Consider the following 17,811-nt stretch of genomic DNA (forward strand, 5'->3'; position numbering starts at 1 on the left):
GGTAAACTATGGTAAGTACACAAGAACAATTTGAACAGGTACAGGCTGTTAAAAAGTCGATTAATACAGCTAGTGAAGAGGTGAAAAACCAAGCCTTGCTAGCCATGGCTAATCACTTATTAGCAGCTACTGAGGAGATTTTAGCGGCCAATGCTCGCGATATGGAAGTAGCCAAAGGCAAAATCTCAGATGTTATGCTCGATCGTCTTTATTTGGATGCAGGTCGTATCCAAGCGATGGCAGCAGGCATTCGTGATGTGGTTGCTTTACCAGACCCAATTGGTGAAGTCCTAGAAAGAAGTCAGCTTGAAAATGGCTTGGTTATCACCAAGAAACGTGTGGCTATGGGAGTCATCGGTATTATCTATGAAAGTCGTCCAAATGTGACGTCTGACGCAGCAGCTTTGGCTCTCAAGAGTGGGAATGCGGTCGTTCTTCGTAGTGGTAAGGATGCCTATCAAACAGCTCATGCCATTGTCACAGCCTTGAAGAAGGGCTTGGAGATTACTACCATTCATCCAGACGTCATTCAATTAGTAGAAGATACCAGCCGTGAAAGTAGTTATGCCATGATGAAGGCTAAGGGTTATCTAGACCTTCTCATTCCTCGTGGGGGGGCTGGTTTGATTAATGCTGTCGTTGAGAATGCTATTGTGCCAGTTATCGAAACAGGTACAGGGATTGTTCATGTCTACGTTGACAAAGATGCGGATGAAGACAAGGCACTGTCTATTATCAATAACGCTAAAACTAGTCGTCCTTCAGTCTGCAATGCCATGGAAGTGCTGCTTGTTCATCAAGACAAGGCGGCAAGCTTCCTTACTCGTTTGGAGCAGATGCTGGTTGCAGAGCGAAAGGAAGCAGGGTTGGAACCGATTCAATTCCGCCTAGATAGCAAAGCAATGCAATTTATTTCAGGTCTACCTGCTGAGGCTCAAGACTTTGACACTGAGTTTTTAGACTATGTATTAGCTGTTAAAGTAGTTTCTAGCCTTGAGAAAGCTGTAGAGCATATCGAAGCCCACAGCACCCATCATTCGGATGCGATTGTGACTGAAAATGCTGATGCTATAGCTTACTTTACAGATCAAGTGGACTCGGCAGCGGTTTATGTCAATGCTTCAACTCGTTTCACAGATGGTGGCCAATTTGGTCTGGGTTGTGAAATGGGGATTTCTACTCAGAAATTGCATGCGCGTGGTCCAATGGGATTGAAGGAATTGACCAGCTACAAATATGTGGTTACTGGTGATGGACAGATAAGGGAGTAAGAGATGAAGATTGGATTTATCGGCTTGGGGAATATGGGAGCTAGTTTGGCTAAGGCTGTCTTGCAGGCAAAAACGATTCATCAGATTCTCCTTGCTAATCGTAGTCAAGCTAAGGTGGATACTTTTATTGCCAATTATGGTGGTCTGGCTTCTAGCAATGACGAAATCTTTGCAGAATCAGATGTGATTTTTCTAGGAGTTAAACCAGCACAGTTCTCAGAACTGCTTACTCAATATCAGTCAATCCTTGAGAAACGAGAAAGTCTTCTTTTGATTTCTATGGCAGCTGGTTTGACCTTGGAAAAACTTGCTAGTCTTCTTCCAAGTTACCATAGGATTATTCGTATTATGCCTAATACACCTGTTGCTATTGGGCAAGGAGTAATTAGTTATGCTATGTCTGCAAATTGTCATCCAGAAGACAAACAACTTTTTTGTCATCTCTTAGCTAATGCTGGCCAGTTAGTTGAATTAAGCGATACTTTAATAGATGCTGCGACAGGGCTTGCAGGCTGTGGACCAGCCTTTGTCTATCTCTTTATCGAAGCCTTGGCGGATGCAGGTGTTCAGACAGGATTGCCACGAGAAATGGCTCTGAAAATGGCGGCTCAAACAGTAGTTGGTGCAGGTCAAATGGTCCTAGAAAGTCAGCAACATCCTGGAGTCCTGAAAGATCAAGTTTGCAGTCCAGGTGGTTCAACCATTGCTGGTGTAGCAAGTCTAGAAGAACATGCTTTTAGAGGAACCGTTATGGATGCTGTCAACCAAGCCTTCAAAAAAACTCAAGAATTAGGCAAATAAGAGGTGAGCAATAAAACTCAACCTCTTTTTTATTACAAAGAGCGAAATGAAAAAAGCTTTTCACAAATCCCCATTTTTTTGATAGAATAGAAGAGAGAAAAATAGAAATGAGTCAGACATGTCAAAAGGATTTTTAGTCTCTCTTGAGGGACCAGAGGGAGCAGGAAAAACAAGCGTTCTTGAAGCTCTAATCCCTATATTAGAAGATAGGGGAGTGGAAGTTTTAACAACCCGTGAACCAGGTGGGGTCTTAATTGGAGAAAAAATTCGAGAAGTTATCCTAGATCCTAGTCATACTGAAATGGATCCTAAGACTGAGCTTCTCCTCTATATTGCTAGTCGTCGACAACACTTGGTGGAAAAGGTCTTACCAGCACTTGCAGCTGGAAAACTGGTTATCATGGATCGCTTTATCGATAGTTCTGTTGCCTATCAGGGCTTTGGGCGTGGTTTAGATATAGAAGCTATTGATTGGCTTAATAAGTTTGCGACAGATGGACTAAAACCTGATTTGACTCTTTATTTTGACATTGAGGTCGAAGAGGGGCTGGCACGTATTGCTGCCAACAGTGATCGGGAGGTCAATCGTTTGGACATGGAAGGTCTGGATCTACACCGAAAAGTTCGTCAGGGTTATCTATCTCTTTTGGAAAAGGAAACAGACCGCATTGTAAAAATTGATGCTAGTCTACCTCTTGATCAAGTGATTGAAAATACGCAGCAACTACTTTTTGACAGGATGGGATTAAGGAGATGAAACAAGAGCAATTAAGAGCTTGTCAACCTCTACAATTTGAACGTTTTGTTCATATCTTGGAGCAAGGGCAACTCAATCACGCCTATCTCTTTTCAGGTAATTTTGGAAGTTTAGAGATGGCCCTTTTCTTGTCTAAAAGTCTCTTTTGTAGTGAGAAAACTGGTATTTTTCCTTGTGAAAAATGTCGGAATTGTAAATTGATTGAGCAGGAAGAGTTTCCTGATGTGACCATCATTAAACCTCTGAATCAAGTCATTAAGACGGAACGTATTCGAGAATTAGTTGGTCAATTTTCCCAGTCTGGTATTGAAAATCAACGTCAGGTTTTTATTATCGAACAAGCGGAAAAAATGCATGTGAATGCTGCAAATTCTCTTTTAAAGGTTATTGAAGAACCACAGAGCGAAATCTACATATTCTTTTTGACTGATGATGAGGAACAAATGTTGCCAACGATTCGAAGTCGGACACAGATTTTCCAATTTAAGAAGCAAGTCTCAACTCTAATATCTCAGCTTGAAGAGGCTGGTTTAGTAAAAAATAAAGCTAAGCTATTGGCTCAGTTTAGTCAATCGCAGGGAGAGGCTGATAAGCTTGTCCATCAAGCAAGTTTTTGGACCTTGGTCAATGAAAGTGAACGCCTCTTTGCTTGGCTTTTGGCCCATAAAAAAGAATCCTATTTGCAGGTTGCAAAATTAACGAGTTTGGCTGATGATAAAGAAAAGCAAGATCAGGTGATCAGGGTTTTAGAAGTATTAGCTGGTCAGGAGATTTTCAACGTTTCAGCTCGGAACATCTTGCAACATCTCATTCAAGCTCGAAAAATGTGGCGGGCCAATGTCAGCTTTCAAAACGCTTTGGAATACCTGGTTTTACAAAAAAATTAAAGTGAAGATAGATTATAGAAAGGGCTGTAATGAATAAAAAAGAATTATTTGATGCTTTAGATGACTTTTCACAGCAATTGTTGGTAACATTGGCAGACGTCGAAGCTATCAAGAAAAATCTCAAGAGTCTGGTAGAGGAAAATACAGCTCTTCGTTTAGAAAATGATAAACTGAGAGAACGATTGGGAGAAGTCGAGGAGACAACTCCATCCAAAACTAAACATGTGCGGGAAAATGTTCGTCGCATTTATGAGGACGGTTTTCATGTTTGCCGTGATTTTTATGGCCAACGTCGAGAGCAGGATGCAGAATGTATGTTCTGTGATGAACTGTTGTTTAGGGAGTAAGTATGCAGATTCAAAAGAGTTTTAAGGGACAATCTCCCTATGGCAAGCTTTATCTAGTCGCAACGCCGATTGGTAATCTAGAAGATATGACTTTCCGTGCCATTCAGACCTTGAAGGAGGTTGACTGGATTGCTGCTGAAGATACTCGTAATACTGGACTTTTGCTCAAGCATTTTGAAATCTCAACCAAGCAAATCAGTTTTCACGAGCATAATGCCAAGGAAAAAATTCCTGATTTGATCGAATTGTTGAAGCAAGGTCAAAATCTTGCCCAAGTATCTGATGCAGGGATGCCTAGCATTTCCGACCCAGGTCATGATTTGGTCAAGGCTGCTATTGAAGAAGACATCGCGGTTGTCACAGTTCCAGGAGCTAGTGCTGGGATTTCTGCCTTGATTGCTAGTGGTTTAGCACCCCAACCTCACACTTTTTATGGTTTCTTACCACGAAAATCAGGCCAACAAAAGCAATTTTTCGAAGCGAAAAAAGCTTATCCAGAGACTCAGATTTTCTATGAATCACCCCACCGTGTGGCAGATACGCTGGAAAATATGCTAGAAGTTTACGGTGATCGCTCGGTTGTCTTGGTTCGAGAATTGACTAAGATTTATGAAGAATACCAACGTGGAAAAATTTCAGAATTACTGGAAAGCATCGCTGAAACACCGCTCAAAGGCGAATGCCTTCTCATTGTAGAAGGTGCTAGTCAGGATGTAGAGGATAAGGATGAAGAGGATTTATTTTCTGAAATTCAAGAGCGTATCCAGCAAGGTATGAAGAAAAATCAAGCTATTAAGGAAGTTGCGAAAATATACCAGTGGAACAAAAGCCAGCTCTATGCTGCCTACCACGAATGGGAAGAACATCAGGAAAACAACTAGACAGGGAAGTTTGCCTTCTTCCCTTTTTTTGTTATACTAGAAGGAGAAAAAAATAGAAAGATTTGTGGGTGTCAAACAGTCTAGTGACTTGTTCTGTAATGAACTTAAGTTTCATCCAAAGAGGTATTAGTGTCGTGTCTCAATCTTATATCAATGTTATCGGTGCTGGTTTGGCAGGTTCTGAAGCAGCCTACCAAATCGCAGAGCGTGGTATTCCAGTTAAACTTTATGAAATGCGTGGTGTCAAGTCAACACCGCAACACAAAACTGACAATTTTGCAGAATTAGTGTGTTCTAATTCCTTGCGTGGAGATGCTCTTACAAATGCTGTAGGCCTCCTCAAAGAAGAAATGCGTCGCCTAGGTTCTCTTATCTTGGAATCGGCAGAAGCAACACGTGTTCCTGCTGGTGGTGCTCTCGCGGTTGACCGTGATGGTTTTTCTCAAATGGTCACTGAAAAAATTGCCAATCATCCCTTGATTGAAGTGGTACGTGACGAAATTACAGAATTGCCAACAGATGCTATTACAGTTGTAGCGACTGGTCCTTTGACTAGTGATGCCCTTGCTGAGAAAATTCACGCACTTAATGGCGGTGACGGTTTTTATTTCTACGATGCTGCAGCGCCTATTGTGGATGTTAATACGATTGATATGAACAAGGTTTATCTCAAATCTCGTTATGATAAGGGAGAAGCAGCCTATCTCAATGCTCCTATGACCAAACAAGAGTTTATGGATTTTCATGAAGCATTGGTCAATGCGGAAGAAGCTCCGTTAAATTCTTTTGAAAAAGAAAAGTACTTTGAAGGCTGTATGCCTATCGAAGTCATGGCAAAGCGTGGTATCAAAACCATGCTCTACGGTCCTATGAAACCAGTCGGTCTGGAGTACCCAGACGACTACACAGGTCCTCGTGATGGAGAATTTAAAACACCTTATGCGGTTGTCCAGCTCCGTCAGGATAATGCGGCAGGTAGTCTTTACAATATCGTTGGATTTCAAACTCACCTTAAATGGGGAGAACAAAAACGTGTCTTCCAAATGATTCCAGGTCTTGAAAACGCTGAGTTTGTTCGCTATGGAGTCATGCACCGTAATTCCTACATGGATTCACCAAATCTTCTTGAGCAGACTTATCGTTCTAAGAAACAGCCAAATCTATTCTTTGCTGGTCAGATGACGGGTGTGGAAGGTTATGTTGAGTCAGCGGCATCAGGTCTAGTAGCTGGTATTAACGCAGCTCGTCTTTTCAAGGGCGAAAGCGAGACTATTTTCCCAGAGACAACGGCAATTGGAAGTCTGGCTCATTACATCACCCATGCGGACAGCAAACACTTCCAGCCAATGAACGTCAATTTCGGAATTATCAAGGAATTGGAAGGAGACCGCATTCGTGATAAGAAGGCTCGTTATGAAAAAATTGCAGAGCGTGCTTTGGCTGATTTGGAAAAGTTTTTATCCGTTTAAAATTTTCAAAAGAATAACTCATGAGACTATAAAATTCTCAAAAAATGTGATAAAATAGTTTGAATAAAATAAAGGAGCGAAGTCAGGTGGAACCCAAATATAAACGTATTTTGATTAAGTTATCAGGTGAGGCCCTTGCTGGCGAACGTGGTGTCGGAATTGATATCAAAACAGTTCAAGCAATGGCTCAAGAAATTCAAGAAGTACATAACTTAGGTATTGAGATTGCTCTCGTAATCGGAGGAGGAAATCTCTGGCGTGGAGAACCTGCTGCGGAAGCTGGAATGGATCGTGTACAAGCAGACTATACAGGAATGCTTGGAACCGTTATGAATGCTCTTGTGATGGCAGATTCATTGCAACAAGTTGGTGTTGATACACGTGTTCAAACAGCCATTGCCATGCAACAGGTAGCAGAACCTTACGTTCGTGGTCGTGCCCTTCGTCATCTTGAAAAAGGACGCATTGTTATCTTTGGTGCGGGAATTGGTTCACCATACTTCTCAACAGATACAACAGCAGCCCTTCGTGCAGCTGAAATTGAAGCGGACGCTATCTTGATGGCTAAGAATGGGGTTGATGGTGTCTACAATGCTGATCCTAAAAAAGATAAGACAGCCGTTAAATTTGAAGAATTGACTCACCGTGATGTCATTAACAAAGGGCTTCGTATCATGGACTCAACAGCTTCTACACTTTCAATGGATAATGATATTGACTTGGTAGTTTTCAACATGAACCAACCAGGAAATATTAAACGTGTTGTATTTGGTGAAAATATCGGAACTACAGTTTCAAATAATATCGAAGAAAAGGAATAAGAAATCATTATGGCAAACGCAATCGTAGAAAAAGCGAAAGAGAGAATGACCCAATCTCACCACTCACTTGCTCGTGAGTTTGGAAGTATTCGTGCTGGCCGTGCTAATGCTAGCTTGCTTGACCGCATCCACGTTGAGTACTATGGTGTTGAAACACCACTTAACCAAATTGCTTCTATCACAATCCCAGAAGCGCGTGTTTTGTTGGTAACACCATTTGACAAATCATCTTTGAAAGATATCGAACGTGCTTTGAATGCTTCAGACCTAGGTATCACACCAGCTAACGATGGTTCTGTTATTCGCTTGGTAATCCCAGCTCTTACAGAAGAAACTCGTCGCGATCTTGCTAAAGAAGTGAAAAAAGTCGGTGAAAATGCTAAAGTTGCTATCCGTAATATCCGTCGTGATGCTATGGACGAGGCTAAGAAACAAGAAAAAGCAAAAGAAATTACTGAAGACGAATTGAAGACTCTTGAAAAAGATATTCAAAAAGCAACAGACGATGCTGTTAAACACATCGATACTATGACTGCTAACAAAGAAAAAGAATTGTTGGAAGTTTAAAATAAACAGAAAAACTCAGTTGGCATTGCTGGCTGAGTTTTATTCGAAAGAAGGAAACATGAATACAAATCTTGCAAGTTTTATCGTTGGACTCATCATCGATGAAAATGACCGTTTTTACTTTGTTCAAAAGGATGGTCAAACATATGCCCTAGCTAAAGAAGAAGGTCAGCATACAGTTGGTGATACGGTCAAAGGTTTTGCTTACACAGATATGAAGCAAAAATTGCGCCTCACTACTACAGAAGTGACTGCAACTCAGGAACAATTTGGTTGGGGAACCGTAACAGAGGTTCGTAAGGACCTGGGTGTTTTTGTCGATACAGGACTTCCTGACAAGGAAATCGTTGTGTCACTAGATATTCTTCCTGAACTTAAAGAGCTCTGGCCTAAGAAGGGCGATCGTTTATACATCCGTCTAGAAGTAGACAAGAAGGACCGTATCTGGGGAGTTTTGGCTTTTCAGGAAGACTTCCAACGATTGGCACGTCCTGCCTACAATAACATGCAGAACCAAAACTGGCCTGCAATTGTATATCGTCTCAAATTATCAGGAACCTTCGTCTATTTACCAGAGAACAACATGCTTGGTTTTATCCATCCGAGTGAGCGATATGCAGAGCCACGTTTGGGGCAAGTGTTAGATGTACGTGTTATTGGCTTCCGTGAGGTGGACCGCACACTTAATCTTTCACTAAAACCACGTTCTTTTGAGATGTTGGAAAATGATGCCCAGATGATTTTAACTTACTTGGAAAGCAATGGTGGCTTCATGACCCTGAATGACAAGTCAGCGCCAGATGATATCAAGGCTACCTTTGGTATTTCTAAAGGTCAATTTAAAAAAGCACTTGGTGGTTTAATGAAAGCTGGTAAAATTAAACAAGACCAGTTTGGTACGGAACTAATCTAGGGAGGCTTATGAGAAAATCATTTTATACTTGGCTGATGACCGAACGCAATCCTAAAAGCAATAGTTCAAAAGCAATTTTAGCGGATTTGGCTTTTGAGGAGTCTGGCTTCCCAAAGCATACAGATGATTTCGATCAAGTCAGTCGTTTTTTAGAGGAACATGCTAGCTTTTCCTTTAATATGGGAGAGTTTGATCGAATTTGGCAAGAATATCTAGAACATTAAGGCTACTAGATGGGGTTGGGGATAGTAATTTCTCAGCCTATTTGCTATAATATAGTCATTCAGTTTAATTTTTACTAGCTTCTAATCGACTTTTTAACTACTAAAAGTAAACGAAACATTATATAAAATTAAAAGAGTTAGAGAGGTTCTTTATTTGAAGGAACATTCAATAGACATTCAGCTTAGTCATCCAGATGATTTATTTCATCTTTTTGGTTCTAATGAGCGCCACCTTCGTTTGATGGAGGATGAGTTAGGTGTCATCATCCACGCTCGTACAGAGATTGTACAAGTCTTGGGGGAGGAGTCGGCTTGTGAGGAAGCCCGCCAAGTTATCCAAGCCTTGATGGTCTTGGTCAATCGTGGAATGACTGTTGGAACTCCGGATGTGGTGACAGCCCTTACCATGGTTAAGAATAATGAGATCGATAAGTTTGTCGCCCTCTATGAAGAAGAAATTATCAAGGATAATACAGGCAAGCCTATCCGTGTTAAAACCTTGGGTCAAAAGCTTTATGTGGATAGTGTCAAACAACACGATGTGACCTTTGGTATTGGGCCGGCAGGGACAGGTAAAACCTTCCTAGCAGTGACCTTAGCCGTAACAGCTCTCAAGCGTGGGCAAGTCAAGCGTATCATTTTGACACGTCCTGCGGTAGAAGCAGGGGAGAGCTTAGGATTTCTTCCAGGAGATCTCAAGGAAAAGGTTGATCCTTATCTTCGTCCAGTTTATGATGCTTTATATCAGATCTTAGGGAAAGACCAAACAACCCGTCTCATGGAGAGAGAAATTATTGAGATTGCACCTTTGGCCTATATGCGTGGACGTACCTTGGATGATGCCTTCGTTATCTTGGATGAAGCGCAAAATACAACCATCATGCAGATGAAGATGTTCTTGACCCGTCTTGGATTTAACTCGAAAATGATTGTCAATGGGGATATTAGCCAGATTGACCTACCTCGTAATGTCAAGTCAGGTTTGATTGATGCCCAGGAAAAACTCAAGAACATTCACCAAATTGACTTTGTTCATTTCTCAGCCAAGGATGTGGTTCGCCACCCAGTTGTAGCTCAAATTATCAGAGCCTATGAACCCCTACCTGTCAAAGCTGAAGAAAGTGAAGAAGAAAGAGAATAAGGAAAAAGGACCTAGGCAAAAACTAGCTTCTAAATAAAACCACACAGTGATTTCAGTCTTGAATACAATCAAGCTGAAAGAAACACTGTGTGGTTTTTGAATAGGTGAACGTTTTAGATGCTAGATTCTTTGCCAATTTGGTGAGATTCATGCTCATAAAGATGAATCCTATCTCTGTTGCGACAGCTTGTCTACCTCTGACATGCACTCTGCGCACGCCGAAAACTACCAAAAACGGGTTCAACATCAATTTTCCGTTTGGCATAAATTTGAAAGCTTTCTTCACTATGTAATGTTTGCGTAAGGAGTTCCTTAAAGTAATTCCAAGTTTGATTATAATGGATTTGTTTCTGATTTCCACTATCTGTTTTAGCCAACTGTTCTAACTCAGGAGTATCTTGAATTTTATTCGCCTCATAAATCTTGAAATCTCGTTGAAAGCCATACTTATCAGTTCGACTAGAGTAGTTCTTAAAGGAATAAACTAGTCCGTCGGGCTTTATAAACTGGTCCGTGTCCTCAAGATATTCCCAGTTCATTGGGTTATCTGTGCTCGTTTAGTACTTTTTAGTCAATTTTGATTAGGTTGTTGGCATGTTTACTGGAGCGGAAATTATTAATCGTTTTATAGCTAACATAGGTATCTTGGCTCAACCATTTCATGGGAATGATTTCTTCGTTCAATTGAACGATTTTACGTCCCAAGAACACTTGACGACCATAAGCGAATATGGTCATCTTCATGAGCATGGTTGGACGAAAGGCAGGGCGACCAGTGTGAGAGGTCTATTTCAGTAATATTTGACTAGGGATATTGTCAACAAATAGGCTAATCATTCTCGCTTCGTGAGTTGATGGAATATCGTAGGAATGATTTACTTCCAAACTTAAATGATTTTAGTGGTTCAACTTGATTCCTACTATTTTTGATAGTGTGAATGTGCCTATAATGTATCTCAGTTAACTACGAAAGTTTTGGACTCTATAAAATTAACACACATTAATAAAAAAATTAACCTGTATTAATTTTTTCTTGACTTAAATTTTTTTAATTGATATACTATTTTTCAGAGAGCTAACAATTATATATAAATGTACTACTCTATTTCCTAGATAATACTTAGTAAAACTTTTTATAACAAAGGCTAGCAAAGTTAAAGTTTTCTATCTATTGGAAGTTAAATAAATATGTAAGGAATTAAAATGAAAAAAAGTACAGTATTGTCATTAACTACAGCTGCAGTTATTTTAGCAGCATATGTCCCTAACGAGGTAGTCTTAGCAGAAACATCTAGTTCTGAAGATGCTGTAACTATCTCTGATAAAGAAAAAGTAGTAGTAGGTAAACAAAAAGAAAACAAAGAAAAACATGAAGATATTCATAATGCTGTAGAAACTTCAAAGGATACTGAAGAGAAGAAAACAACAGTTATTGAGGAAAAAGAAGTTGTTAGTAAAGAATCTGTGATAGACAATAAAACTAACAATGAAAAAACAACAATCAAAAAAGAAGATTCCAATCAATACAAAGGAGATAATGCAGACTCGTCTGCAAGTAAAGACACGGAAAGTCCCAAAAAAGAAGATAGACTTGTCTATATTGCTGAATTTAAAGATAAAGAATCTGGAGAAAAAGCAATCAAGGAACTATCAAATCTTAAGAATACAAAAGTTTTATATACTTATGATAGAATTTTTAACGGTAGCGCTATTGAAACAACCAAAGATACTCTGGACAAAATTAAACTAATAGAAGGTATTTCATCGGTTGAAAGGTCACAAAAAGTCCAACCTATGATGAATCATGCTAGAAAAGAAATTGGAGTTGAGGAAGCTATTGATTACCTAAAATCTATCAATGCACCATTTGGGAAAAACTTTGATGGCAGAGGTATGGTCATTTCAAACATCGATACTGGAACTGATTATAGGCATAAGGCTATGAGAATCGATGATGATGCCAAAAGCTCAATGAAATTTAAAAAAGAAGACTTAAAAGGTACTGATAAAAATTTCTGGTTGAGTGATAAAATTCCTCATGCTTTCAATTATTATAATGGTGGTAAAATTACTGTAGAAAAAGCTGATGATGGAAGCGATTATTTTGATCCACATGGGATGCATATTGCTGGGATTCTTGCAGGAAATGATACTGAAAAAGATATCAAAAACTTTAATGGAATAGATGGAATAGCGCCTAATGCACAAATTTTCTCTTATAAAATGTACTCTGATGCTGGATCTGGATTCGCAGGTGATGAAACAATGTTTCATGCTATTGAAGATTCCATCAAACACAATGTCGATGTTGTTTCGGTATCATCTGGCTTTACAGGAACAGGTCTTGTAGGTGAAAAATATTGGCAAGCTATTAGAGCGTTAAGAAAAGCAGGCATTCCAATGGTCGTAGCTACGGGTAACTATGCAACTTCTGCTTCAAGTTCTTCATGGGATTTAGTGGCAAATAATAATCTGAAAATGACCGACACTGGAAATGTAACACGAACTGCAGCACATGAAGATGCAATAGCAGTTGCTTCTGCTAAAAATCAAACAGTTGAGTTTGACAAAGTTAGGATTGGAGGAGAAAGTTTTAAATATAGAAATATAGGGGCCTTTTTCGATAAGAATAAAATCATAACAAACGAAGATGGTTCAAAAGCTCCTAGTAAATTGAAATTTGTATATATAGGCAAAGGTCAAGACCAAGATTTGATAGGTTTGGATCTTAAGGGCAAAATTGCAGTAATGGATCGAATTTATACCAAGGATTTAAAAAATGCTTTTAAACGAGCAACGGATAAGGGTGCACGCGCCATTATGGTTGTAAATACTGTAAATTACTACAATAGAGATAATTGGACAGAGCTTCCAGCTATGGGATATGAGGAGGATGAAGGAACTACTAGTCAAGTTTTCTCAATTTCAGGAGATGATGGTGTAAAGTTATGGAACATGATTAACCCTGATAAAAAAACTGAAGTTAAAAGAAATAGTAAGGAAGATTTCAAAGATAAATTGGAGCAATACTATCCAATTGATATGGCCAGCTATAATTCTAATAAACCGAATGTAGGTGATGAAAAAGAGATTGACTTTAAGTTTGCACCTGACACAGACAAAGAATTGTATAAAGAAGATATCATAGTTCCAGCAGGATCCACATCTTGGGGACCGAGAACAGATTTGCTTTTAAAGCCTGATGTCTCAGCACCAGGTAAAAATATTAAATCCACTCTCAATGTCATTAATGGGAAATCAACTTATGGTTATATGTCAGGGACTAGTATGGCAACTCCAATCGTGGCAGCTTCTACTGTTTTGATTAGACCAAAGTTAAAGGAAATGCTTGAAAGACCTGCCTTGAAAAATCTTAAGGGAGATGACAAAATAGACCTTACAAGTCTTACAAAAATAGCCCTACAAAATACTGCACGGCCTATGATGGATGCGACTTCTTGGAAAGAAAAAAGCCAATACTTTGCATCACCTAGACAACAAGGAGCAGGGCTAATTAATGTTGCCAATGCTTTGAGAAATGAAGTTGTAGCGACTTTCAAAAACACGGATTCAAAAGGTTTGGTAAACTCTTATGGTTCTATTTCTCTTAAAGAAATAAAAGGAGATAAAAAATACTTTACAATTAAGCTTCACAATACATCAAACAGACCTTTAACCTTTAAAGTTTCAGCATCAGCGGTAACTACAGATGCTCTAACTGATAGACTAAAACTGGATGAAACATACAAAGATGAAAAATCTCCATATGGGAAGCAAATTGTTCCAGAAATTCACCCAGAGAAAGTAAAAGATGCAAATATTACATTTGAGCATGACACTTTTACCATAGGAGCAAATTCTAGCTTTGATTTAAATGCGGTTATAAACGTTGGAGAGGCTAAAAATAAAAATAAATTTGTAGAATCATTTATTCATTTTGAATCAGTGGAAGAAATGGAAGCTCTAAACTCCAATGGTAAGAAAACAAATTTCCAACCTTCTTTATCGATGCCTCTAATGGGATTTGCTGGGGATTGGAATAAGGAACCAATCCTTGATAAATGGGCCTGGGAAGAAGGTTCAAAATCAAAAACAATGGAAGGTTATGATGATGATGGTAAACCAAAAATTCCAGGAACCTTAAATAAGGGAATTGGTGGAGAACATGGTATAGATAAATTTAATCCAGCAGGAGTTATACAAAATAGAAAAGATAAAAATACAACATCCCTAGATCAAAATCCAGAATTATTTGCTTTCAATAACGAAGGGATCAACGCACCATCATCAAGTGGTTCTAATATTGCTAAAATTTATCCTTTAGATTCAAATGGAAATCCTCAAGATGCTCAACTTGAGAGAGGATTAACACCTTCTCCACTTGTATTAAGAAGTGCAGAAGAAGGAATGATTTCAATAGTAAATACAAATAAAGAGGGAGAAAATCAAAGAGACTTAAAAGTCATTTCGAGAGAACACTTTATTAAAGGAATTTTAAACTCTAAGAGAAATGATGCAAAGGGAATCAAATCTTCTAAGCTAAAAGTTTGGGGCGACTTGAAATGGGATGGACTCATCTATAACCCTAGAGGTAGAGAAGAAAATGCACCAGAGAGTAAGGATAACCAAGATCCAGCTACTAGGATAAGAGGTCAATTTGAACCAATTGCAGAAGGTCAATATTTCTATAAATTTAAATATAGATTAACTAAAGATTACCCATGGCAGGTTTCCTATATTCCTGTAAAAATTGATAACACAGCCCCTAAGATTGTTTCGATTGATTTTTCAAATCCTGAAAAAATTAAGTTGATTACAAAGGATACTTATCACAAGGTAAAAGAGCAATACAAGAATGAAACGTTATTTGCTAGAGATCAAAAAGAACATCCTGAAAAATTTGACGAGATTGCAAACGAAGTTTGGTATGCTGGCGCCGCTCTGGTTAATGAAGATGGAGAGGTTGAGAAAAATCTTGAAGTAACTTACGCAGGTGAGGGTCAAGGACGAAATAGGAAACTTGACAAAGACGGAAATACCATTTATGAAATTAATGGTGCAGGAGATTTAAGAGGAAAAATCATTGAAGTCATTGCACTAGATGGCTCTAGCAATTTCACAAAGATTCATAGAATTAAATTTGCTGATCATGCTGATGAAAAGGGGATGATTTCCTATTATCTAGTAGATCCTGATCAAGATTCATCTAAATACCAAAAGCTTGGCGAGATTGCCGAATCTAAATTTAAAAATTTAGAAAATAGAAAAGAGGATAGTCTTAAAAAAGATACAACTGAAGTAGAACATCATCAAGACAATGAAGAATCTATCGAAGAAAAATCTAGCTTGACTATTCATAAAACGATTTCAACAATTAGAGAGTTTGAAAGTAAAGACTTGAAGAAACTTATTAAAAAGAAATTTAGAGAAGTTGATGACTTTACAAGTGAAACTGGTAAGAGAACAGAGGAATACGATTATAAATACGATGATAAGGGAAATATCATTGCTTATGACGATGGTAGTGCCTTAGAATATGAAACTGAAAAACTTGACGAAATCAAATCAAAAATTTATGGTGTTCTAAGCCCGTCTAAAGATGGACACTTTGAAATTCTTGGAAAGATAAGTAATGTTTCTAAAAATGCCAAGGTATATTATGGAAATAACTATAAATCTATAGAAATCAAAACGACTAAGTATGATTCACATTCAAAAACGATGACATTTGATTTATACGCTAATATTAATGATATTGTGGATGGATTAGCTTTTGCAGGAGATATGAGATTCTTTGTTAAAGATGATGATCAGATAAAAGCTGAAACTAAAATTAGAATGCCTGAAAAAAATAAGGAAACTAAAACAGAATATCCCTATGCATCAAGTTATGGGAATGTAATAGAATTAGGAGAAGGAGATCTTTCAAAAAACAAACCAAACAATTTAACGGACATGGAATCTGGTAAAATCTATTCTGATTCAGAAAAACAACAATATCTGTTAAAAGATAACATTATTCTAAGAAAAGGCTATGCACTAAAAGTGACTACCTATAATCCTGGAAAAACGGATATGTTAGAAGGAAATGGAGTCTATAACAAGGAAGATATAGCAAAAATCCAAAAGACCAATCCTAATCTAAGAGTCCTTTCAGAAAAAATAATTTATGCTGATAGTAGAAATGTTGAAGATGGAAGAAGTATCCAATCAGTATTAATGTCGTCTTTAGACGGCTTTAACATTGTAAGGTATCAAGTGTTTACCTTTAAAATGAATGATAAAGGGGAGGCAATCGATAAAGATGGAAATCTTGTAACAGATCCTTCTAAACTGGTATTATTTGGTAAGGATGGTAAAGAGTACACTGGGGAGGATAAGTCCAATGTAGAAGCTATAAAAGAAGATGGCTCTACGTTATTTATTGATGCAAAACCAGTAAATCTTTCAATGGACAAGAACTACTTTAATCCATCTAAATCTAATAAAATTTATGTACGAAATCCAGAATTTTATTTAAGAGGTAAGATTTCTGATAAGGGTGGTTTTAACTGGGAGTTGAGAGTTAATGAATCGGTTGTAGATAATTATTTAATCTACGGAGATTTACACATTGATAACACTAGAGATTTTAACGTTAAGCTTAATGTTAAAGACGGTGACATCATGGACTGGGGAATGAAAGACTATAAAGCAAACGGATTCCCAGATAAGGTAACAGATATGGATGGAAATGTTTATCTTAAAACTGGCTATAGCGATTTGAATGCGAAAGCGGTTGGAGTACACTATCAATTTTTATATGATAATGTTAAACCAGAAGTAAACATTGATCCTAAGGGAAATACTAGTATTGAATATGCTGATGGCAAATCTGTAGTCTTTAATATCAATGATAAAAGAAATAATGGATTCGATGGTGAGATTCAAGACAAACATATTTATGTAAATGGAAAAGAATATAAATCATTTGATGATATTAAACAACTAACAGATAAGACACTAAACATTAAGATTGTTGTAAAAGATTTTGCAAGAAATACAACCGTAAAAGAATTCATTTTAAACAAAGATACGGGAGAGGTAAGCGAACTAAAACCTCACACGGTAACTGTGACCATTCAAAATGGAAAAGAAATGAGTTCTAAGATAGTGTCGGAAGAAGATTTCATTTTACCTGTCTATGAGGGTGGATTAGAAAAAGGCTATCAATTTGATGGCTGGGAAATTTCTGGTGTCGAAGGGAAAAAAGATGCTGGTTATGTTATTAATCTATCAAAAGATACCCTTATAAAACCTGTATTCAAGAAAATAGAGGAGAAAAAGGAGGAGGAAAATAAACCTACTTTTGATGTATCGAAAAAGAAAGAAAAAACACAATCTGATTCAACTAATGATGTAAGCAGTATTGTTCCTGATAAAAACTTTGAAAATAAGAAGGAAGTTTATCTTAATGAACAAGAGAGCTTAGCTAATAAACATACCAATATTAATAGTAAATCAACTACTAACAATTCTGATAGGTTGCCAAAAACTGGAACAGTTAGAGAAGTCTTCACGTTATTAGTTGCCGGAATAATATTTACCGTAGGTGCATTTCTTGGATTGAAGAAAAAAGATCAAGATTAAGACAAAAGCTATAGATAAAAAATTGGTTTACGTACTGAGATTAGCTAGTGTGATGATGAAACAGTTTTGTGAAAATAGCCATTTTTAACTCAAATAGTTAGTT

General features: G+C 37.9%; 13 protein-coding genes and 1 pseudogene. 13 read left to right on the top strand and 1 reads right to left on the bottom strand.

Annotated elements, in window-relative coordinates:
- Positions 1–8 precede the first annotated feature (8 nt).
- The 12 genes from QM877_RS00475 (at position 9) to QM877_RS00530 (ending at position 10,079) form a co-directional block, all read left to right on the top strand.
- On the top strand, positions 9–1,271 hold the full coding sequence (locus QM877_RS00475; protein ID WP_414317224.1) for a glutamate-5-semialdehyde dehydrogenase: 1,263 nt from the start codon (positions 9–11) through the stop codon (positions 1,269–1,271).
- Between the two features lie 3 nt (positions 1,272–1,274).
- The gene (proC, locus tag QM877_RS00480) at positions 1,275–2,072 is read left to right on the top strand and encodes a pyrroline-5-carboxylate reductase (protein ID WP_414317225.1); all 798 of its coding nucleotides are present in this window, start codon (positions 1,275–1,277) and stop codon (positions 2,070–2,072) included.
- Positions 2,073–2,190: 118 nt separating this feature from the next.
- On the top strand, positions 2,191–2,829 hold the full coding sequence (tmk, locus tag QM877_RS00485) for a dTMP kinase (protein ID WP_414317226.1): 639 nt from the start codon (positions 2,191–2,193) through the stop codon (positions 2,827–2,829).
- Positions 2,826–3,716: a DNA polymerase III subunit delta' gene (locus tag QM877_RS00490; RefSeq protein WP_414317227.1), complete on the top strand. Its 891-nt coding sequence runs from the start codon at positions 2,826–2,828 to the stop codon at positions 3,714–3,716. The genes tmk and QM877_RS00490 overlap by 4 nt, the downstream gene beginning before the upstream one ends.
- 29 nt (positions 3,717–3,745) lie before the next feature.
- Entirely contained in the window at positions 3,746–4,063 is a 318-nt protein-coding gene (yabA, locus tag QM877_RS00495; RefSeq protein WP_070461008.1) for a DNA replication initiation control protein YabA, read from the top strand.
- 2 nt (positions 4,064–4,065) lie between these two features.
- Positions 4,066–4,944 (top strand): 16S rRNA (cytidine(1402)-2'-O)-methyltransferase, encoded by an 879-nt coding sequence (rsmI, locus tag QM877_RS00500; protein WP_414317228.1) that lies wholly within the window; start codon positions 4,066–4,068, stop codon positions 4,942–4,944.
- Positions 4,945–5,078: 134 nt separating this feature from the next.
- Positions 5,079–6,413: a methylenetetrahydrofolate--tRNA-(uracil(54)-C(5))-methyltransferase (FADH(2)-oxidizing) TrmFO gene (gene trmFO / locus QM877_RS00505; protein WP_414317229.1), complete on the top strand. Its 1,335-nt coding sequence runs from the start codon at positions 5,079–5,081 to the stop codon at positions 6,411–6,413.
- Between the two features lie 86 nt (positions 6,414–6,499).
- Positions 6,500–7,234 (top strand): UMP kinase, encoded by a 735-nt coding sequence (gene pyrH, locus QM877_RS00510; RefSeq protein ID WP_000433488.1) that lies wholly within the window; start codon positions 6,500–6,502, stop codon positions 7,232–7,234.
- Positions 7,235–7,243: 9 nt separating this feature from the next.
- Entirely contained in the window at positions 7,244–7,801 is a 558-nt protein-coding gene (gene frr / locus QM877_RS00515) for a ribosome recycling factor (protein ID WP_414317230.1), read from the top strand.
- Positions 7,802–7,859: 58 nt separating this feature from the next.
- Complete coding sequence (gene cvfB, locus QM877_RS00520) at positions 7,860–8,714, top strand: RNA-binding virulence regulatory protein CvfB (protein ID WP_414317231.1); 855 nt, start codon at positions 7,860–7,862, stop codon at positions 8,712–8,714.
- Positions 8,715–8,722: 8 nt separating this feature from the next.
- Positions 8,723–8,938: a YozE family protein gene (locus QM877_RS00525; RefSeq protein WP_414294210.1), complete on the top strand. Its 216-nt coding sequence runs from the start codon at positions 8,723–8,725 to the stop codon at positions 8,936–8,938.
- 154 nt (positions 8,939–9,092) lie between these two features.
- Positions 9,093–10,079, top strand: a complete 987-nt coding sequence (locus QM877_RS00530; RefSeq protein ID WP_414317232.1) for a PhoH family protein — start codon at positions 9,093–9,095, stop codon at positions 10,077–10,079.
- Here QM877_RS00530 and QM877_RS00535 read toward each other — a convergent pair.
- Positions 10,038–10,964 (bottom strand): annotated as a pseudogene (locus QM877_RS00535) (transposase). The gene QM877_RS00530 and the pseudogene QM877_RS00535 overlap by 42 nt on opposite strands.
- A 318-nt stretch (positions 10,965–11,282) precedes the next feature.
- On the opposite strand from QM877_RS00535, the gene QM877_RS00540 reads away from it, so the two are divergent.
- Positions 11,283–17,708 carry a S8 family peptidase gene (locus QM877_RS00540; protein WP_414317233.1) on the top strand — a complete coding sequence of 2,142 codons (6,426 nt, stop codon included), beginning with the start codon at positions 11,283–11,285 and terminating at the stop codon, positions 17,706–17,708.
- Positions 17,709–17,811: the final 103 nt, after the last annotated feature.

This window comes from Streptococcus infantis, from assembly GCF_047463655.1.
Classification (GTDB): Bacteria; Bacillota; Bacilli; order Lactobacillales; family Streptococcaceae; genus Streptococcus; species Streptococcus infantis_Z.